Source organism: Psychrobacillus lasiicapitis (assembly GCF_006861795.1).
GTDB classification, from domain to species: domain Bacteria; phylum Bacillota; class Bacilli; order Bacillales_A; family Planococcaceae; genus Psychrobacillus; species Psychrobacillus lasiicapitis.
Genome location: NZ_VDGH01000001.1, coordinates 452,040 through 472,307, shown reverse-complemented (window position 1 = coordinate 472,307; position 20,268 = coordinate 452,040). Strand labels below are relative to the sequence as shown.

Below are 20,268 nucleotides of genomic sequence, written 5' to 3'. Positions count from 1 at the left end.
CGCATGATTTTTTAATGCTCGGATGCTGAAGATTATTGCTCGTATAAGAGAGATTTAGGAGCGGATACGGCAGTCGAATGCTCGCATGTTTTTTAATTTCGCGGATGCTGAAGTTTATTGCTCGAGTAGGAGAGATTTAGGAGCGGATAAGATGTTCGTATGATCACATGTTATTTTAATGCTCGGTTGCTGTATTTTATTGCACGTATGGCGAAGATATATGTGCGAATACGTCGCCCGTTAAGAACATACACGCTCACAAATAATAGTCTATGTTCACCCAATATTTACGTAATCAAATAGGCATCACGGAAAGGTTTATAAAAACTTTTACGAGATGCCTATTTTTTGATTAAAAAATAGGAAACCTTCCCATACTTATAAGGAGCAGCCCTTTGTCGAAAATCGACTAATAAGATATCATTTCTTCTACTTTTGTCAAGCGCAAGGAATAACATCTGTTCATGTAGAATTGCGCTATTAGAGGAGGCGATTTTATGATTCATGAAGTTGAAAGAGTTGGAGAAGAAATTATTATTATTCGATTAAAAGGTGAATTAGATCATCATAGTACGACAGATATTCGCAATGAAATAGTGCCACTGATTAAAAATGGGTCTATTAAAGTATTAGTTTGGAATTTAAAAGATTTAAATTTTATGGATAGTTCAGGCATAGGGCTTATTCTTGGAAGAATGCGTGAGCTTGCGCCAATCGAAGGACAAACTATCATCGTCAATCCGTCACCGACGATGAAGAAAATTTTTCAGTTTGCAGGATTAAGTCCCTACATTTATAACGAATCAGAAATTGAAATTATGTCAAAGTTAGGGGGAATTGTTTATGGACAATGAGATCACACTATCTTTTATAGCAAAAAGTGAGAATGAAGCATTAGCGAGAATGGTAATGTCCAGTTTTATCGCAGCAATTGATCCGACAATCGAGGAGTTATCCGAATTTAAAACAGTTATTTCTGAAGCGGTAACGAATGCCATTGTACATGGATATGAAGAGGATGGAGTAGGAAAAATAGAAATTCATGCACAACGGATAGATAGAGAAATTATTGTATCCATTGTGGATTATGGACGCGGAATTCGAGATGTAAGTCAAGCTCGGGAGCCACTTTTTACAACAAAACCGGAGCAGGAGCGTTCTGGAATGGGGTTCACCATTATGGAAAGCTTCAGTGACGATGTGGAAATTTACTCAATTCCTGATAGGGGGACGACTGTAACTATTACGAAGCGATTTGTGCCAATTCAAGAATCTAGCAGGATTGTCTAATGATGAACAATAAGACGACATCGGCTTTATTAACCCAAGAAAAAATGAGAGAACTCATCGCATTATCACAAGCTGGTGATAAACAGGCAAGACAGCAAATGATTGAAGGGAATACTCGGTTAGTTTGGTCAATCGTGCAGCGCTTTGCTTCACGTGGAGCTGATTTAGAGGATTTGTTTCAAATTGGTTGTATCGGCCTGATGAAATCAGTGGATAAATTTGATTTGGCGTATGAAGTAAAGTTTTCTACGTATGCAGTTCCTATGATTATTGGAGAAATTCAGCGGTTTTTAAGAGATGATGGAATGGTGAAGATCAGTCGTTCTATAAGGGAGTTAAATTTTAAAATTCGTCATGCAACAGATGATTTTCTGAAAAAGCATGAACGTCAACCAACGATTCTTGAACTAGCAGGTATTTTAGAAGTATCGAGAGAAGAAATTGTCATGGCTACCGATGCATTAAGAGATCCTGCATCCTTACAAGAGCAGTTGTATGAAAATGATAGTGGAGATGCACTTACATTAATGGATCAAATGAAAGATGAACGCTCGGAGAAGTCATTTGACCATATTCCACTGAGAGAGCTAGTGGAAAAATTAGATAAACGAGAACAAATGATTATTTATTTGCGATATTACCTAGACTGTACACAGAGTGATATTGCCGAGCGACTCGGTATTTCGCAAGTACAAGTATCACGACTCGAGAAGAAAATATTAAGCCAGCTTAAGTTATGGCTAGTACCAGCTGGCTTTGAAGAGCAATCAAAAGCAAAAGATAGGTGATTGAAACGAAACCTTTATTTTCAAGTATGTCAGAAGCAGAATCGTATTTAAAAGAAAAATTCGGTGTAAACGAATCGTACGATTTTGGTACATTGCATACGCATTTGTATGAGTTTCCTGTACTCCTTGTGTATATAAATGGGTTAGTCGATGGCATGGTTCTGACAGAATTACTTACGAATGCGCAGATTGAAATACAAGAAGGGACAGTCGACGAAAATAATATTATTGAACATTATTTTCCATATTATTCGATTACCCAGTACGATTCTAAAGAGAAATGGCTAGTAGCGTTACTCAGTGGACAAGTAACTTTCATCTTAAAAAATGGCTCTGTTTATACTATTGATGTCCGGTCCTATCCAGGAAGAAATCCCGAAGAACCGGACAACGAAAAAGTGGTTAGGGGTTCAAGGGATGGATTTACGGAAAATATCGTGCAAAATACTGCACTTATTCGAAGAAGAATTCGGGATCCAGATCTAAAGTTTGAACTACATCAAGTATCAACTTTAGGTCAAACAGACATTGCAATTTCTTATATCAAAGGCATTGCAAATGAGGATAATTTAAAGCAAATCAGAGATAGGCTAAACCAAATAAAGCACGATGGCTTTACCATGACTGATAAAGCACTGGAAGAATGGCTGTTTAAACAAGGATTCCATCCATTGCCATTTGTGCGATATACGGAAAGACCCGATATTGCAGCCGCTCATTTGTTGGAAGGACATATCGTCGTTGTTGTAGATACATCTCCATCTGCTATTATCGTGCCAACAACAATTTTTCACCATTTGCAGCATGCAGAAGAATACCGACAAGCTCCTTTAATCGGTACGCTTGTAAGGTGGATCCGTTTGTCAGGTGTTTTGTTAAGCTTATTTTTACTTCCTTTTTGGTATTTGCTTTCGAAGCATCCGGAGTTTTTGCCAAAGGCCCTTGATTTTTTTGGACCGAAAGAGACGGGGGAAATTCCACTCTTTCTGCAAATAATTTTCGCAGATGTGGGGATTGAATTTTTGCGGCTTGCTGCCATTCATACTCCTACGCCATTATCGACAGCGATGGGTATTATTGCGGCATTAGTCATCGGTCAAATGGCGGTAGATGTTGGGTTGTTTGTCCCAGAAGTAATTTTGTATACGGCAATTACAGCAATCTTTACGTTTGCTATTCCATCGTATGAACTAAGTATTTCAACGAAAATTTTTCGAACATTTATATTAGTCTGTACGGCACTTTTAGGGGCAAATGGATTTTTTATCGCGCTTGTCGTCTTGCTTTTCTATGTAGGGTCCTTAAGACCTTTGAATGTGCCTTATTTATGGCCGCTAATGCCTTTTTTTCCAAAAGCATTTATGCGAATACTAGTCCGTTTCCCTATGCCAGTTGATGCAAAGCGTCCGTTTATCACTAGATCGTATGATCGCAAGCGGTCATGAATGCCATTGCAATATCCTCTTTTAATGTGGTAAAGTTTCTATAGCGAAAGAGGAAAAGAGGCGATTTAATTGGTGACGGTATCAACACATGCAGTAAATGAAAAAGGACATTTAGTACTAGGTGGAATCGACAGCCTAGAATTAGCAAAAACATATGGAACACCTTTGTTTGTATATGATTTGTCGCTTATAAGAGAGCGTGCACGTGCATTTATCCAGACGTTCCAAGAACAAAATGTACCCGCGCAAGTTGCTTATGCGAGCAAAGCTTTTTCTAGTGTGGCAATGTATCAAGTAATGAAACAAGAAAATTTGTCGCTTGATGTAGTTTCTAGCGGAGAGTTATATACAGCGATTAAAGCCGGTTTTCCAGTAGAACGAATCCATTTTCACGGAAACAATAAAAGTAAAGAAGAACTATTACTAGCTATTGAACATAACATCGGCTGTATCGTTGTAGATAACTTCTATGAAATCGAGTTATTAAAACAATTGACTGCAGAACTGAACCAAAAAGTAAACATTCTTTTACGCGTCACTCCAGGAGTAGAAGCACACACACATGACTATATTACAACTGGACAGCAAGATTCTAAATTCGGTTTCGATTTAATGAATGGACAAGCAGACCTTGCTTTTGGACAAGTGTATCAGGACGATTATATTCAGTTGCTTGGTCTTCATTGTCATATTGGGTCTCAAATTTTTGAAACAATCGGATTTAAAGTCGCTGCAGAAAAATTAATCAAAAAAATGATTGAATGGCACCAGGATTATGATTTTGAGTGTACCGTATTAAATTTAGGCGGCGGCTTTGGGATTAGGTATACAAAAGAAGATGCGCCACTTGAACCTTCTGTTTATGTAAAAGAGATGATCATGGTCGTAAAAGGTTTAATTGCTGAAACAGATTTTGCAATGCCTGAAATTTGGATCGAACCAGGTCGTTCGCTTGTTGGGGATGCAGGAACTTCTTTATATACAATCGGTTCCCAAAAAGAAGTACCGGACGTTCGTAACTATTTGGCTGTAGACGGTGGAATGTCTGATAATATTCGTCCTGCCCTATATGGTGCGCTTTACGATGCAGTAATTGCAAATAAACTAGATGAAAAAGCAGATGAAACGTATACGATTGCTGGTAAATGTTGTGAATCAGGGGATAAGCTGATTGAACATATTACATTACCAAAAGCAGAGCCAGGAGATATTTTAGCGATGTTCTGTACCGGTGCTTATGGATATGCCATGGCAAGTAATTACAATCGCCTAACTAGACCTGCTGTTGTGTTTGTGGAAAATGGAAAGCATCAATTAGCTGTTAGAAGAGAAACACTAGAAGATATTGTTCATCTTGACCTTCCTCTAACGATGGAAAAGGAGTGAAGGTAAGTTGAAAAAAACGAATCGTATGTTATTTCTCATGTTATTAATAATAGGAATTGTATGGGGAGTAATATATTGGATCTTTATAGCACCAAATGCTGATTTGTAATTTGACCAAAAGTCGTGTACGATTATAATGATCATTTTAATCTTATTTTATGAGAGTCTTCCTATTTTCTAGAAGTGATGAAACTAAAAGAGGGTTTTAACTATGTTGCTACGGTATAAAAAAGCATTCGAAAAAATTTCTATGGGTCTTCTATCATTTATGCCTCATGAAAAAGACGTAAAAAAATTACTAGAAACGATACACATGTATGAAACTAATCCAGATTGGCATTTGTTTTTATGGAAAAAAGGTGAAGATTTAGTAGGGTTAGTTGGCGTTCGAATGAATAATACAGATGGAATTATTCAGCATCTTTCCGTCAATCCGTCTCATCGCGGAGAAGGTGTGGGGAAACAAATGCTTCAAAGCCTCCCATCTATTTTACATACATCGTCTATCCAACCAACCGAAGAGATTAAGTCTTTCTTCGAAAAATGCCAAATAGAAAAAGAAGAGGATTGACTTATTTTAAGTCATCTCTTCTTTTTTTCTGTCTTTCTCGCTCGATTAGTATTTCGGAACGGTCTCTGAGCATATGCTTATGAGTAAGAAAGTGTAAATCCTCTTCAGTTGTTATTCCAAGTGCATCAACTAATCTTTCTAATTGCTCATTCATTAGTTCAATCGTAAATTGCTGAAATGCTTTTTTTTCTTTCAATAAACTAATAGAATGGGTAGTATCTTGCATAAGTTTAGTGTAGTTGATTGTATCGTAATAGACAGATGGAGAAGTTTCGACGAATCGTTTTATACTTCCATTCATTGTTTTAATCGCTCCCGTAATATTGCCCCTACGCCAGTGGTACATAGATGTGGATAATAGGATGAACGCTGTTAGTGGGTGATTTTTCCTGGCTTGCGAAACTTCCTTCCAGTAGTCTTCTAGTAGTTCATGGCACTCAAAATAATCTTTCGTACCATTAAATTCTTTTATAAATTGGACAAAATTAGGATGGAATGTAGGATGCAATGTAATCACCTTTCCTCTATAATGATGTTAAAAACCGATAATAGGTGGAGTAATATGTCTTATGAAGTAAAAACAGAAGCATTTGAAGGACCCCTTGATTTATTATTACATTTAATAAATCGTTTGGAAATAGATATATATGATATTAAAATGGCGGAAATCACAGCGCAATACATGGAGCATGTGCATGCAATGAGTGTTTTGGAGCTTAATGAAGCTAGCGAATATTTAGTAATGGCAGCTACACTACTATCTATTAAAAGTAAAATGCTTCTTCCTATCCATCAAGATGATGAGATGGAAGATGATTTTGATATTAATATAAATGACCCAAGGGACGAGTTAGTACTTAAACTAATAGAATACAAGAAATACAAAGAAGCGGCAGTTAGTTTGCAAGAAATGGAGGAAACTCGTAATCTATTTTACACAAGACCGCCTACTGATTTAAGTGAATTGCAAAATAGTAAGCAGCTTGCTTTGTTTGAACTGGACGTAAATGTATACGACATGCTTGGTGCATTTCAAAAAATGTTGCGTAGAAAACAGTTGAACGCGCCACTACACACACGAGTAAGTAAACAAGAAATATCGATCAAAGATCAAATGAAAAGTGTTATTTCCACCTTAAAGCAAAACAAAGGTAGGCTATCTTTTTATGAGCTATTTCCAAAAAGGGATAAAACTACGATCGTGACGACATTTTTATCCATTTTAGAGCTCATGAAACGCCAAATTGTGCAAGTAGAGCAAAATAACAATTTTGATGATTTATTTGTTCTTTTGCGAAAGGAAGATTTAGAAAGTGAATTCGAAGACGAAATTGATGAGTAATATTGAAAGTTTATTGTTTGTAAGTGGAGAAGATGGCTTAACGAAAAAACAATTAGCTTTTTTAACAAGTGAACCAGAAGAACAAATTGCCGAAACGCTTGAAGCGATGATGGAGGCATATGAAAAGAACGAAGACCGAGGAATTGAGATTAAGCAACTAGCAGGTACTTTCCAATTAGTGACCAAGCAAGGGAATGCAAATAGTATTCAAAAGCTGGTTGAAAACCCTACTTCACAATCTCTTTCGCAGGCATCACTTGAAGTATTGGCAATTATTGCCTATAAACAACCGATTACAAGAGTAGAAATTGAAGAGATTCGAGGGGTCAAATCCGAACGACCTATACATACGTTATCCTTAAAAGGCCTGGTGAAAGAAGTTGGGCGTGCAGATGGTACAGGGAGAGCTATATTGTATGGAACAACAACGGAATTTCTTCAATACTTTGGATTACAAGATATTCGTGCATTACCTCCGCTTCCAGAAGATATCTCCGTGGATGAGATGGAAGACTCGGACTTGTTCTTAACTAAGTTTCAAGAAACATTTGAAGGATAGAAATAATTAAAAGAGGAGTATTTTTATTTATAAAAAAATAACTTTATTTTTTCTGTTTTTTCTATTTTGGCAAGTAGGTAACGTAGAAGCTTCCTCCTCCTATGCAGTAATAGATGTACAAACGGGGAGATTGCTAGAAGGCAGTAATGAATACGAGGAATTACCAATAGCAAGTTTGACGAAAGTATGGACTGCCTTAACGGTTTTGGACAATGCTTCTTTAGAGGATGAAATCACCATCTCCCAAGCCGCTGCCACCCAAGAAGGCTCCTCTTTATATTTAAAGCCTGGCGAAGTGTGGACAGTGAATTCCTTATTGCATGGGCTTATGCTTCAGTCTGGAAATGATGCCGCTTACGCATTGGCAGAACATGTAGGTGGTTCCATAGATGGTTTTACCCATCTGATGAATGAAAAATTTCAAGTCGCCAGGTTAAAGAACTCCCATTTTACTAATCCTTCGGGACTCCATAGCGATGACCATTTCGCATCAGCCTATGATATGGCAAACATGTTTCGACTAGCGCTTCAAAATGAACAATTTAAAGAAATTGCCTCAGCGAAAAGCTATCAACCGAATGAGCGAAATGTTCGTTGGAGTAATAAGCACCGATTAATACATGAAAAAGAAATAGCAATCGCAGGTAAAACAGGTTACACGAAAAGAGCAGGAAGAACGCTTGTTACGTATTTCAAGGAAGATGACAAAGAAATCGTAGTCGTAACTTTGAATCACTCCAACGACTGGGCATATCACACCTCACTTGCTGAACAAGTATTTGCCAACTATGATTCTGTGAAAGTCGTGAAAAAAGGCAAGTATCGAGTGTTCCAAAAAGAAGTCATTGAAGTGGAAGACGATCAATACCTATTGTTAAGTAAGGAAGAACGAAAAAAACTAAAAAACGTTCTACTCATCCCACGAAAAACAACAGCAACCAATCCATATTTGTGGAATGTAACAATCGATGATCAAATTGCCTTGCGATTTAGTGTAAACAAAATTAAATAAACGGCTTTACTATTTGGGGGTGTGACTTTGTCACATCCTCTTGTTTGTGCTTATGCTTTTTATAGAGAATTATCACGTCCATTTATAAATGCGCAACTTAGCTGCGGTTACGCGCAACGTTTATAAAAAAGGATCTATAGTCAATGATGTCTCACCCTAGTAAACTTAATTTTTTGAGAATTGGTTGCTTTCATAAGCGATCGGTTGCTCTTTTCCATTTACTGGAATTTTAAACTTAGAAAACCCAATTGGATTTCATTTACCAGTGAATCTGTACTGCCAAGCAGGCGATTTACAACATATTATCGGATAATCCGTCACCTATTGATCATCTAGTCTAGGTAAACTTGCTGTAAAAAGGAATTGGTTGCTTTCACTAGTAATCTAGTTGCTCTCGAGCTGATCTGGTTGCTTTATGACGATAACTGGCTGCTTTCATTACCCAATTGGTTGCTCTTAACCATTTACTGGATGCGCACAATCGGGAAACGGGCGTTGTACATAAGACGCTCTATATTGGTTCAATATGGAAGACAGTTTTTCTAAAAGACTGTCTTCTTTTATTTTGACTAAAAGTGTGACATAATTCACTCATATGTATGGAAAGATTGGACGAGGTGAAAGAATTGGAAAGACTACAAAAAGTATTAGCACACGCAGGTGTCGCTTCTAGAAGAAAAGCAGAAGAATTAATTCTTCAAGGAAAAGTAAAAGTGAACGGGAAAGTTGTGACAGAGCTTGGCACAAAAGTTTCGAATTCGGATACAGTGGAAGTAGAAGGAGTCAAACTAGAAAAAGAACAAAAAGTATACTACTTACTTTACAAACCAAGAGGCGTTATTTCTGCAGTTACAGATGACAAAGGTAGAAAAACGGTTACCGATTTATTGCCACATGTAAAAGAGCGACTATATCCGGTTGGAAGATTAGATTATGAAACATCTGGATTGCTACTACTGACAAATGACGGCGACTTTTCGTATGCTCTCACGCACCCTAAATTTAAAGTAGACAAAACCTATGTAGCTAGAGTAAAAGGAATTCCATTAAAGGAACAACTAAGACCATTAGAACGCGGCGTAGTGCTAGAAGACGGAAAAACTGCACCTGCACGAGTTAAATTATTATCGAGTGAGCGTAAAACAAATAAAGCGATTGTAGAAATTACGATTCATGAAGGTAAAAATAGACAAGTACGTCGCATGTTTGATGCAATCGGTTTTCCAGTCCAAAAGTTGAAACGTGAACGATTCGGATTTTTAACATTACACGGACTAAATGCCGGTGAGTGGAGAGAACTAACTACACATGAAATCAAACAATTACGTGTTTTAGCTGAAACTGGAAAAATAGGAAACTAATACTTGAATGTTCACAAACCATTCAAATGTCGGTCCATTTTAAAATGTATATTTTGGTATAATATATGTCGACGATGCTTAGGAATGGAGGAGCAATGATGGCGCAATCTAAAAAGAAAAGATTTTATATTCGAACTGCTATTTTAGCGGTACTGACGATAGCCATCGTCTTTACAATATACTCAAACGTAACGAAAGAAAAAAATGCTGTCCTTCGTGTAGGGGACAAAGCACCTGATTTTGCTTTAGTGGATTTGGAAGGGAACGAACATCGACTTTCTGACTACAAAGGTGAAGGCGTTTTCTTAAACTTTTGGGGTACTTGGTGTAAGCCATGTGCAACGGAAATGCCCGCAATGGACAACCAATATCATGTCTATAAAGATCAAGGTGTTCAAACACTAGCTATTAACATCGGAGAATCCCAATTAAAGGTGAATAGCTTTAAAAATAGTCATGGTTTAACGTTTCCTATAGCAATAGACCAAAATAAGAGTGTAATGCAGTCTTATAATATTGCGCCTTTACCTACTACTTTTTTGATAAATCCAGAGGGACGGATTGAAAAAATCATAAAAGGGGAAATGACAGAGCAAGATATTGCAGATTTTATGGAGCAAATTAAACCATCCTAAAGGAGTTTTATAGATGGACAAGATAGTTTGTACATGTGGTAATGTGAACCCGGCTGGGACATTGTTATGTGAAAGCTGTGGACGACCATTAAACAAAGAGACAGCAGATAAAAAATTAGTAGATATGCGTTATGAAGGTTCGGCAAGACGTTCTCAAACATACAACAAAACGATTATAGATAAAGTATGGAACTTCTTTTCGAGTGTCAAAGTTGGTGTGTGGCTAATTGTTCTTATTCTTGTTGCTGCATCAATCGGGACTATCCTGCCGCAGGTTTTTTACGTGCCGGCAACGACAGAAGAAGATATAGCTGCCTACTATGAACGAATTTATGGCACATTTGGAACATTATATTATAAGTTGGGATTATCAGACTTATACAGTTCTTGGTGGTTCCAAGGACTTATCGGGATGCTCGGAATCTCCTTGATAATCGCAAGTCTCGACCGGGTTATCCCGCTTTATAAATCCCTAAAGAAACAAAAAACGAAAAGACATTTTAGCTTTTTGAAACGCCAACGTATCTATGGGATTGGAAACATCGAAAATGGGGAAGAATCTATTAGTAAAGCGGAAGAAAAGCTAAAGACGATGCGTTATAACGTGAAACGTGAAGGTAATGCGTTACTTGCTGAAAGAGGTCGCTTTTCTCGTTGGGGTCCTTATATCAATCATTTAGGACTCATTTTATTTCTATTTGGTGTCATGCTTCGTGCATTGCCAGGCTTTTATGTCGATGAGACAATGTGGTTACGCGAAGGAGAAACGCTTTATATTCCAAAAACGGATGGTTATTTCTTAGAAAGTAAAGAATTTATCTACGAAACCTATTCAAAGGAAGAATCGGAAGAAGTATTTGGAGATGCCATTGATCGTGTTGGTACAATAGCTAAAAATTATCAAACAAATGTCGTATTACATAAAGGACCAGAAGGCGCAGTTGCTGGTCACTTAGAAGATTTAACGTTTGAAAAAGAAGCGGCTATTCAAGTGAATAAACCGCTGAAGTTTGACAATTTTTCTGTTTTCCAAATGGATTTTCGCTTAGATGAATTGGCATCTATGACATTCCAATTGCAAGATAAAGAAACAGCCGAAAGCTTTGGTGAGTTTACGATTAATTTAGCGGATCCAAAACCGGTCTATGAATTATCAGATGACGCCAAAGTGGAAATTTTAGATTACTACGCAGATTTTACTGGATTTGAAGATGGGGTGCCGCAATCTCAATCACCGCTTCCTAACAATCCAGCATTTCTAGTGAAAATGTACACTCCTGAGTTTCCAAAAGGAGAAACAAGCTTTGTAATGATTAAAGAAACGTTAGAACCGCTTGGAGAAAATCAACATAAACTTGCTTTCCAAAGTGTCGAAACTAGAGACGTTTCTGGTTTAACTGTTCGTAAAGATTTAACACTTCCTATTCTTATGCTTGGCGGTCTTATCTTCATGATTGGGGTAGCGCAAGGATCGTATTGGAATCATCGACGTATTTGGATCCAGCAATTAGAGGATGGGCAAGTCGTAGTTGCAGCGCATACGAATAAAAACTGGCTCAGCATCAAGAGAGATATGGATGCAGTTTCTGAAGTTGCAAATCTTCCAAAATACGAAGATCAACAAGATGAGGATTCTAAAGCGGAGAAAGAGGAAGGGGTTTAATAATGGTAGAAGTAAGTAGTACTTTATTATTTATAGCGTTCATTGCATATTTAGTAGCAACCTTTTTATTTGGAGGCGCTGTAAAGAGTTCGAGCTCTAAAGCATCGAAATCTTATGAACGCTGGGGTAAACTAGCCATTACTGTTACAATTATCGGATTTTTGTCCAATATTGGTTACTTTATCACTCGATGGATTGCAGCTGGACATGCTCCTGTTAGTAACTTGTTTGAGTTTACAACCGCTTTTGGAATGTTGGTTGTTGGTGCGTTTATTTTAATTTACTTTATTTATAGAATTACAGCACTTGGTCTTTTTGCATTGCCGATTGCTATCATTATCATTGGTTATGCGAGTATGTTTCCAAAAGAAATTACACCATTAATACCGGCGCTTAAAAGCTATTGGTTAACGGTTCACGTTATAACTGCAGCTCTTGGAGAAGCAATATTAGCGATTAGTGCGGTGGCAGGTTTAATCTACTTGCTCAAAAATATTGATATGACGAAAAAGTCAAAGCAACGTTTTTGGATCGAGGCTGTTATGTATGTAGTTGTATTAGTTTTAGGTTTTATAGTAGCTACAACTTCTTTCACATTAGCAGGTTATAAAGCAGAATTTAACTATGTAAATAAGGAAGAACAAGTATTAACAATGGAATACCATATGCCACCGATTTTTGGAATGAATGAGTCGGAAGCTATTACCGAAAATAGAATGCAGCCGCTAATGGAGATGCCACCTCTAGTAAATGCGAAAAAACTAACGGTTGTAACATGGTCTGTTATCTTCGGAACAATATTATATATCTTACTTCGTTTAATCTTGAGAAAACGAATTGCAGCAGTTTTACAACCATTTACGAAAAAAGCGAACTCTCAATTTATGGATGAAATTGGTTATCGTTCGGTACTGATCGGGTTCCCTGTTTTCACCCTGGGAGCACTTATTTTCGCAATGATTTGGGCACATGAAGCTTGGTCTAGATTTTGGGGCTGGGATCCAAAAGAAGTTTGGGCGCTTATTACTTGGCTATTCTATGCAGCATTCCTTCACCTTCGTTTATCAAAAGGTTGGGAAGGGAAGAAGTCTGCATGGTTAGCATTAATCGGGTTTATCATCATAATGTTCAACTTAGTAGCAGTTAACTTAATTATTGCTGGACTACATTCATATGCTTAAATAGGAGCGGGAGTGCTGTCGAAGTTTGCGACAGGGTTTTGCAGCAAGCTATGTGAGAAAGCTAAACTAATTGAAAAGCTCTTATCTCCCATTAAAGAGGTAAGGGCTTTTCTTTCCATTTGATGATACTAATTGTACAATATAGATTAGAAGTTGATAGAAGGGTCTGATATTATGTCTGAAATGATTAAATTATTAGTAGTGGATGATGAGGAACGAATCCGTCGTTTATTGAAAATGTATTTAGAAAGAGAAGGATACGAAGTAGAAGAAGCAGAGAATGGAGAAGTCGCTCTACAACTTGCGCTAGAAAATGATTATAATTGCATACTATTAGATATTATGATGCCCGAAAAAGACGGGATTGAAACGATGACGGAGTTACGTACACATAAAGAAACTCCTATCATTTTGTTAACAGCAAAAGGGGAAGAAGCTAACCGCGTAGAAGGCTTTGAGCTGGGAGCAGACGACTACATAGTGAAGCCTTTTAGTCCAAGAGAAGTAGTGCTTCGTGTGAAGGCACTTTTAAAACGCTCTGCTGCACTTTCACCAGTACAAGGCCTGTCCACATCTAAAGATATCGTGGTGTTCCCGCATCTCACAATTGATCATGATGCACATCGTGTCACGGCTGATGGTGTGGAAGTAAGTTTAACGCCAAAAGAATATGAATTACTATACTTCTTAGCAAAAGCACCTGACAAAGTTTTTGATCGGGAGCAATTATTAAAAGAAGTGTGGCATTATGATTTCTTTGGTGATTTAAGAACAGTAGACACACATGTGAAACGATTACGTGAAAAGTTAAATAGAGTATCTGAAAAGTCTGCGAAAATGATTGTGACTGTGTGGGGGGTAGGCTACAAGTTTGAAGTTATCAATGAATAGAATTTGGAATAGTGTTGTCGGGAAGCTATGGGGAACCATATTGCTTCTCGTCTTATTTGTGCTGTTTATCATTACTGTCTTAATGTTAGAGTTTTTGGAAAATTTCCATACAGAACAAGCAGAGGAATCGCTTAGACAGGAAGCTGCGACTATTGGGAAAATAGTGCAACAATACGATCAAATAGAAGACTCCATGCAAATCATTCAAAATATTCTTGGAGCCGAAACAAGTGCTTTAATCGTACGAAATCCGGAGTCGGTATTTTTATCAGTACACGAAGGGTTAAACAAAGAAGTTTTTCAAGAAAAGTTATTAAAAGATGAAGACCTGGCGAATATATATACGGCAAATAACACGATTATTAAAAAGATGCTTATGCCTTCCATGTCCGAGGAAGATCGAATGGAGAACTATATTATCCTTGCCTCTCCTTTAGAATCTGATAAGGAAATACACGGTGCGGTCTTTATCTATCAAAGCTTAGAAGTAGTTAATAAGACTTCCAATCATACGACGCGAATTGTCTTTTTGTCTGGATTTATCGCATTATTGCTTACGACCATGTTCTCATTCTTCTTATCTTCTAGAATTACCGCCCCTCTTCGATCAATGCGAGAAGCGGCATCCGAACTTGCAAAAGGAAATTTCGAAACGAAGGTTACTTATGTGCAAAGGGATGAAATTGGGGAGCTGAGCTCTGCTTTTAACCGAATGGGAAGTCAGCTAAAACACCATGTAGAAGTAATCAGTCAAGAAAAAGAACAGCTTTCGAGTATTCTTACATCGATGACAGATGCAGTTATCACATTTAATAAAGATTTGACCATTCTTGTTAGTAATCCTCAAGCGGATCAGCTGATTCAAAAATGGTATGCAAACAATGAAACAGCCGATAACTCTAATTTACCGGCAGAGTTATACCACTTACTCGACCATGTATTTCATTTAGAAGAAGAGATTGATGAAGAACTAGAAATAAAAGGCTCCTATTTTTCCGTTTCTATCAGCCTTCTTTATAGTAAAGAAGCGGTTCGCGGTGCCGTTGTGGTTCTTCGAGATATGACCGAGCAGCATCGTTTAGATAAAATGCGATCAGACTTTATCGCAAATGTTTCCCATGAGCTAAGAACACCTATTTCGATGCTACAAGGGTATAGTGAAGCGATTATTGATGATGTAGTTACAACCGAAGAAGACAAAAATGAAATGATTCGCGTTATTTATGACGAATCTAAACGAATGGGAAGATTAGTAACAGAACTACTAGATTTAGCACGTTTAGAATCGGGTTATTTAAGCATTTATAAGGAAGACGTTTCTGTCGTGCCAACAATTGAGCGGATTACGCAAAAATTTGATCAAATTGCGAAAGAAAAAAATATCCGACTATATTTCGAGCATACATTATCAGAGAGTATTCATTTGCAGCTGGATGAGGACCGAATGGAGCAAGTGCTTACAAATTTAATCGATAATGCCCTTCGACATACTCCTAAAGACGGCTCAGTGACGGTAAACTTATTTAAAACAACTGGACATATTGTGATTGAAGTTAAAGACACTGGATATGGAATTCCAAAAGAAGATTTACCATATGTGTTCGAACGTTTTTATAAAGCGGATAAAGCGAGAACAAGAGGGAAAAGTGGAACAGGTCTTGGACTTGCAATTGCCAAAAATATTGTCGAACGGCATTACGGTAGTTTATCCGTAGAAAGTGAAGTTGAGGTAGGAACAACATTCATTATTAAATTACCTTTAAACGAATAATGTGAAACAAAACGGTACATGAAACGACTAATTAGAAGAACGGGGGGAGCTTATGAATGACTCCGTTTTCCACCGCTTGTATGATAGTTATCATCAAGACGTTTTTCAGTTTCTTATTTATTTGGTGAAAAATAGGCAAACTGCGGAAGACTTGGTCCAAGAAGTATATGTACGGGTAATAAGGGCTTATAGTAAATTTGAAGGAAAGAGTTCGGAAAAAACATGGTTATTTTCCATCGCCAAAAATGTGGCGATTGATCATTTTAGGAAACAAGCAGTGCGCAAGAAAAGATTGTTTGAATCATTTGATTGGGAGACAATGCAGCTCAAATCAAACGAAATGCTACCAGAGGATTCTGTACAGCTTAACGATGAAATGAAAGCATTACTTATAGCTCTTGACGATTGTACAGGTGATCAAAAAATGGTCATCATTATGCGTTATTTTCAAGAGCTTTCCATAGCAGAAACAGCACAAGTATTAAGTTGGACAGAAGGGAAAGTGAAGACAACGCAACATCGTGCGATCAAAGCACTCCGAGAACGATTATCTGTGCAGGAAAAGGAGGGTACAGTTCATCATGAGTGATAGAAAAAAAGAAGAGACATCAATTGATGAGCTTTTACAAAATATGCCCAAATTTACAGATCATCGTTCCAAAGAAGAAGTGTATAATCGGGTAAAAATAGAAATAGAAGCTCAAGTCAAAGAAGAAAAAAGAAAAATAATGGTCATGTCATTTTCAAAATGGATGCCTTTTGTCGTTTCCGTTGCGGCTATTCTTCTCTTAACATTCCTTGTTTCTTCCTATACGAACCAAGAAGAAAAATCGATGTCCAATGATAGCACTGAACAATCAGAGAATCTAAGAACGATGGACGCAAAAGAAGAAAGCGAAACAGTAATGGAAGAAGATGCAGCGCCCCAACAGGCAAATGAAATGACGGCCATGACGAAGATGCTAGATACTCCTATAGAGTTGATCCCACTCCATAAAACAACTTCGGTTTATGAAGAAAGTATAAATGGAGGAACCGTTTTCCATTTTTCATTAGTAGAGAATGCATTAACCGTTCCTATATCAATCATTATTCCAAAAGAACGGATGGAAGCAGATTTCCCAGATGGAACCCCAACGAGTTTGCAGTTGTATGAACGTTATGCAGCCCAGATTGATGAAGAAGCATTGGGATTTATGGAGTATCATCCGTATAAAGGGTATTTCGTAGTGGAAGGAAATGTGTTAAAACATTATTTGCCTAACGACCATGGATACGACAGAGCATCAGGGTCTACGACAACCTATGAACAATCATTGAATGAAATATTTACTGATTTTGATTCAATTTTACCCGTGAATGAAGACGGTACGACAATCGTATGGGATCAAGCCGGTGAGATAAAGGAGCCGAGGAAGTTACCTGGTTCTTCAGGCCACTACAATTTTTATATCTACCATGCAAGTAACGGGGAGGATTATTTGTCTCCTAGTTTTGGAAATACGTATAAATCGCTTTCTGAGGCGTTGCTGGCAATGAAAGATGTAGAAAATGATTTCTATACATCGGTTATCCCTTCCAATGTTTCATACACATATTCGGAGCAAAACGGTACAGCAGTCGTCCGTTTTGATGAGCAACTAGATTTAGAGGCGTTAGATCCGTTTGCGGCAACTAGATTAATTGAAGCATTTGCTCTAACAGCTGCAAGCTTCGGTGAAGAAGTAAAGCTAGAAAACCTAGTGCAACAACAGTGGGCAGAATTCGATTTAACAAAATCTTTACCAGTTCCACTTGGACCGAATGGGTTTATTATGAGTGATAAATAAGTTTGCTTTGCATATTTTCGAAATGCGTGGAAGAGGTGATCTGATCATTTCTTCCGCGCATTTTTCTAGCTTAAGTATTTGTGGAAATTAGACATCTGATAACTTTTTTTAATTAATATCAGATATGTCATTTTTGGGGCAGTACGTGATATAGAGATACTGTGTGGTATTTATCTGTGTCTCACTTCAAGAAAACTCTTTATTTTAAAGGATGGTTGCTCTTAAACATTATCAAGAAAATAGTGTAGCGAGCTACTTCACATTATAGGGAAACTGCGCGGTAAAGAGATACGGCAAAGGCAATTGATTTCCGCTCCAGGCGGACGCTTACCGCGGGGCGGGCGGTGAGCCTCCTCGTCGCACGCTCCTGCGGGGTCTCACCTGTCCCGCTGATCCCGCAGGTGTCGCCGCCTTGCGCTTCCATCAATAGAACTTGCTGACTAATCCATAATTAAATGCAAAAAAGCTCTTTCATTTATTTACCACTGTCAAGCTGTTTCTCATTTAAAATCATTTTATGTACAGTACAAATTATAGGGATGGTTGCTATTAGCCATTCAAGCAATGGCAGCTCCCAATAATTAATCACAATCGCTAGATAGTATATCTTTTCAACTAATCAAAGGTTTTCACCAATAGAAAATGCAACGTAGTACTAAATTTAGTGTCTCATTGAAGTAAATAACAAACTCTATTAGATTGTAGCGAAGGGGTGGCGACTCCGACGGGAACAGTATGAGCTGAAAGCCCCGCAGGAGCGAGAGCTCCGAGGAGATGGAAGCCGTGCCCGCGGAAAGCGTCCACCCTGTAGCGGAAATCCAAGCGTCCACTTCATTCAACTCACTACCGCACAGTATCCCTATAGTGTACCTCATTCCATCACTCGTCTACCCTCCTATATCTGGTCATGAACCGATGCTTGAACTTTTATCTTAGATGTTGTTTATAGGAGAAGGATAATCTAATATAGCAACTTAGAACGCCTTCATATTCTATTTATTTATACAATGCATAGTAAAGTGATAGGTATTTAATGTTTTTGAGCAACTGTATTGCAATACATATAAAACTTTGATAAGATGTATTTAATTCAAGATAAAGCTTGAAGGACAATAAAATATTGATTCATCTTCGGGGCAGGGTGAAATTCCCGACCGGCGGTAATTGAAGTTATTTCATGAGCCCGCGAGCCGTTAATTTAAGGTTGATTTGGTTAAATTCCAAAGCCGACAGTATAGTCTGGATGGGAGAAGGTGAAGGTGCAGTCGTTTTTCGTATGCTCTTATACGGATACGCTTGTTTAAGTGTACCTTTGACTCCTTTAAGCCTATTAATAGCTTAAGGGATTTTTTGAGTAAAAGAAAACGTGCTGAACCTTTCTTCTTGTGGAGTGAATCGCAAAAGGAGAGAGGATTTTATGTTAAAAGGTAAGACGCGAATGCTGATCGCAATCGCTATGTTAAGTAGTATTTCTTTTGTATTAATGCTTCTTGCATTTCCATTACCAGCGTTACCAGCTTATTTGAAAGTAGATTTTAGTGATATTCCAGCATTAATTGCAGCAATCACGATGGGACCGCTTGCTGGTATTCTTGTGGCATTTTTGAAAAATGTGTTAGATTGGTTGTTTGCAGGTAGCCCGACTGGTGTTCCAGTAGGACATATGGCGAACTTCGTAACAAGCATTTTGTTTTTAACGCCCGTTTATCTTATTTATCGCAAAGCTACATCATCTAAAGGAATTACCTACGGGTTAGCTTGTGGGACGATTTCCATGGCAATCGGTATGAGTGTATTAAACTATTATGTATTTTTACCGATGTATGCTTATTTCTTAAATTTCCCAATGGAAACAGGAACAGCATTATTCAATTCCATCATTTTCGGTATTTTACCGTTTAATCTTATAAAAGGTATTTTAGTAGCTATTGTCATGATTGTTTTATTCAAACGAATGAAGCCATTACTTGATAAAGTGACACATTCATTTGGCACAGCCAATATAAATTAACGTTAAAAGGTTGTTTCTCTTATTTAAGAGAAACAACCTTTTGTACATAGAGGGGCTACTACATTTTTTTGATGAAAATGTATGTTCGTATGTGTTATATTTGCTTTAGGATGATTCGAGCAGTAATTTAGTACAGAAAAAAAGAATATGCAAGAGTTTTAAACCCTTACATATTCTTTATCGGTTGCAAAGTCTATTCAAACTTTAATGCGTCGCCTTCAAAAGATTCCTCTGCTACTTTAATAGAATCGGTAGGGCAACCCTCAAATGCATCTTCCATATCCTCTAGTAGTTCATCTGGAACTTCTGTAGTACCCGTGTTATCATCTAAAATAACGAAAGCAATTCCTTCATCATCATAGTCATATATATCTGGTGCAGCAGCGCCACATGCACCACATGCGATGCATGTATCCTGATCAACAATTGTATATTTAGCCATTCCTAAATTCTCTCCTTTATATCTGCTTTCACGAATCTGCTATCTTATTCATTCTAAAGATATTTTCGTTACATTTCAACCAAAATACTTT

The 20,268-nt window shown here is 37.6% G+C and carries 20 protein-coding genes and 1 riboswitch; of the genes, 18 read left to right on the top strand and 2 right to left on the bottom strand.

Annotated features, from left to right (window positions below; translation table 11 throughout):
* The first annotated feature begins 497 nt into the window (after positions 1 to 497).
* The 6 genes from FG382_RS02335 to FG382_RS02310 all read left to right on the top strand — a co-directional run bounded on the left by FG382_RS02335 (position 498) and on the right by FG382_RS02310 (position 5,480).
* On the top strand, positions 498 to 854 hold the full coding sequence (locus tag FG382_RS02335; RefSeq protein WP_142537252.1) for an STAS domain-containing protein: 357 nt from the start codon (positions 498 to 500) through the stop codon (positions 852 to 854).
* Positions 844 to 1,290 (top strand): anti-sigma F factor, encoded by a 447-nt coding sequence (spoIIAB, locus tag FG382_RS02330; RefSeq protein WP_142537251.1) that lies wholly within the window; start codon positions 844 to 846, stop codon positions 1,288 to 1,290. Before FG382_RS02335 ends, spoIIAB begins: the two co-directional genes overlap by 11 nt.
* The gene (locus FG382_RS02325) at positions 1,290 to 2,078 is read left to right on the top strand and encodes a SigF/SigG family RNA polymerase sporulation sigma factor (RefSeq protein ID WP_373287579.1); all 789 of its coding nucleotides are present in this window, start codon (positions 1,290 to 1,292) and stop codon (positions 2,076 to 2,078) included. The genes spoIIAB and FG382_RS02325 overlap by 1 nt, the downstream gene beginning before the upstream one ends.
* Before the next feature lie 26 nt (positions 2,079 to 2,104).
* Positions 2,105 to 3,523, top strand: a complete 1,419-nt coding sequence (locus FG382_RS02320) for a spore germination protein (protein WP_142537407.1) — start codon at positions 2,105 to 2,107, stop codon at positions 3,521 to 3,523.
* 72 nt (positions 3,524 to 3,595) lie between these two features.
* Entirely contained in the window at positions 3,596 to 4,909 is a 1,314-nt protein-coding gene (lysA, locus tag FG382_RS02315) for a diaminopimelate decarboxylase (RefSeq protein ID WP_229677317.1), read from the top strand.
* Positions 4,910 to 5,120: 211 nt separating this feature from the next.
* On the top strand, positions 5,121 to 5,480 hold the full coding sequence (locus FG382_RS02310) for a GNAT family N-acetyltransferase (protein ID WP_142537249.1): 360 nt from the start codon (positions 5,121 to 5,123) through the stop codon (positions 5,478 to 5,480).
* Between the two features lies 1 nt (position 5,481).
* Here the strand turns inward: FG382_RS02310 and FG382_RS02305 are convergent, their stop codons facing one another.
* The gene (locus FG382_RS02305) at positions 5,482 to 5,988 is read right to left on the bottom strand and encodes a DUF309 domain-containing protein (RefSeq protein WP_170206431.1); all 507 of its coding nucleotides are present in this window, start codon (positions 5,986 to 5,988) and stop codon (positions 5,482 to 5,484) included.
* A gap of 54 nt (positions 5,989 to 6,042) precedes the next feature.
* Between FG382_RS02305 and FG382_RS02300 the strand changes: the two genes are divergently transcribed.
* The 12 genes from FG382_RS02300 (at position 6,043) to FG382_RS02245 (ending at position 19,735) form a co-directional block, all read left to right on the top strand.
* A complete protein-coding gene (locus FG382_RS02300; protein ID WP_142537247.1) occupies positions 6,043 to 6,822 on the top strand; it encodes a segregation/condensation protein A in 780 nt (259 codons plus the stop codon).
* A complete protein-coding gene (scpB, locus tag FG382_RS02295; RefSeq protein WP_188713311.1) occupies positions 6,815 to 7,381 on the top strand; it encodes an SMC-Scp complex subunit ScpB in 567 nt (188 codons plus the stop codon). Before FG382_RS02300 ends, scpB begins: the two co-directional genes overlap by 8 nt.
* A gap of 19 nt (positions 7,382 to 7,400) precedes the next feature.
* A complete protein-coding gene (locus tag FG382_RS02290) occupies positions 7,401 to 8,393 on the top strand; it encodes a D-alanyl-D-alanine carboxypeptidase family protein (RefSeq protein ID WP_142537245.1) in 993 nt (330 codons plus the stop codon).
* A gap of 626 nt (positions 8,394 to 9,019) precedes the next feature.
* Entirely contained in the window at positions 9,020 to 9,754 is a 735-nt protein-coding gene (locus tag FG382_RS02285) for a pseudouridine synthase (RefSeq protein WP_142537244.1), read from the top strand.
* A 98-nt stretch (positions 9,755 to 9,852) separates the two neighbouring features.
* Entirely contained in the window at positions 9,853 to 10,389 is a 537-nt protein-coding gene (gene resA / locus FG382_RS02280) for a thiol-disulfide oxidoreductase ResA (RefSeq protein WP_142537243.1), read from the top strand.
* A gap of 13 nt (positions 10,390 to 10,402) precedes the next feature.
* On the top strand, positions 10,403 to 12,052 hold the full coding sequence (gene resB, locus FG382_RS02275; RefSeq protein ID WP_142537242.1) for a cytochrome c biogenesis protein ResB: 1,650 nt from the start codon (positions 10,403 to 10,405) through the stop codon (positions 12,050 to 12,052).
* A 2-nt stretch (positions 12,053 to 12,054) separates the two neighbouring features.
* Positions 12,055 to 13,233 (top strand): c-type cytochrome biogenesis protein CcsB, encoded by a 1,179-nt coding sequence (ccsB, locus tag FG382_RS02270; RefSeq protein ID WP_142537241.1) that lies wholly within the window; start codon positions 12,055 to 12,057, stop codon positions 13,231 to 13,233.
* A 174-nt stretch (positions 13,234 to 13,407) separates the two neighbouring features.
* The gene (locus FG382_RS02265) at positions 13,408 to 14,124 is read left to right on the top strand and encodes a response regulator transcription factor (RefSeq protein ID WP_142537240.1); all 717 of its coding nucleotides are present in this window, start codon (positions 13,408 to 13,410) and stop codon (positions 14,122 to 14,124) included.
* On the top strand, positions 14,117 to 15,895 hold the full coding sequence (locus tag FG382_RS02260; RefSeq protein WP_142537239.1) for an ATP-binding protein: 1,779 nt from the start codon (positions 14,117 to 14,119) through the stop codon (positions 15,893 to 15,895). Before FG382_RS02265 ends, FG382_RS02260 begins: the two co-directional genes overlap by 8 nt.
* A gap of 52 nt (positions 15,896 to 15,947) precedes the next feature.
* Positions 15,948 to 16,484: an RNA polymerase sigma factor SigX gene (sigX, locus tag FG382_RS02255; protein WP_142537238.1), complete on the top strand. Its 537-nt coding sequence runs from the start codon at positions 15,948 to 15,950 to the stop codon at positions 16,482 to 16,484.
* Positions 16,477 to 17,724 (top strand): hypothetical protein, encoded by a 1,248-nt coding sequence (locus FG382_RS02250; RefSeq protein ID WP_142537237.1) that lies wholly within the window; start codon positions 16,477 to 16,479, stop codon positions 17,722 to 17,724. Before sigX ends, FG382_RS02250 begins: the two co-directional genes overlap by 8 nt.
* Before the next feature lie 1,123 nt (positions 17,725 to 18,847).
* Positions 18,848 to 18,983, top strand: a riboswitch (FMN riboswitch).
* Positions 18,984 to 19,141: 158 nt separating this feature from the next.
* Positions 19,142 to 19,735 (top strand): ECF transporter S component, encoded by a 594-nt coding sequence (locus FG382_RS02245; RefSeq protein WP_142537236.1) that lies wholly within the window; start codon positions 19,142 to 19,144, stop codon positions 19,733 to 19,735.
* A 193-nt stretch (positions 19,736 to 19,928) separates the two neighbouring features.
* Here the strand turns inward: FG382_RS02245 and FG382_RS02240 are convergent, their stop codons facing one another.
* Positions 19,929 to 20,177: a ferredoxin gene (locus tag FG382_RS02240; protein ID WP_142537235.1), complete on the bottom strand. Its 249-nt coding sequence runs from the start codon at positions 20,175 to 20,177 to the stop codon at positions 19,929 to 19,931.
* Positions 20,178 to 20,268 lie beyond the last annotated feature (91 nt).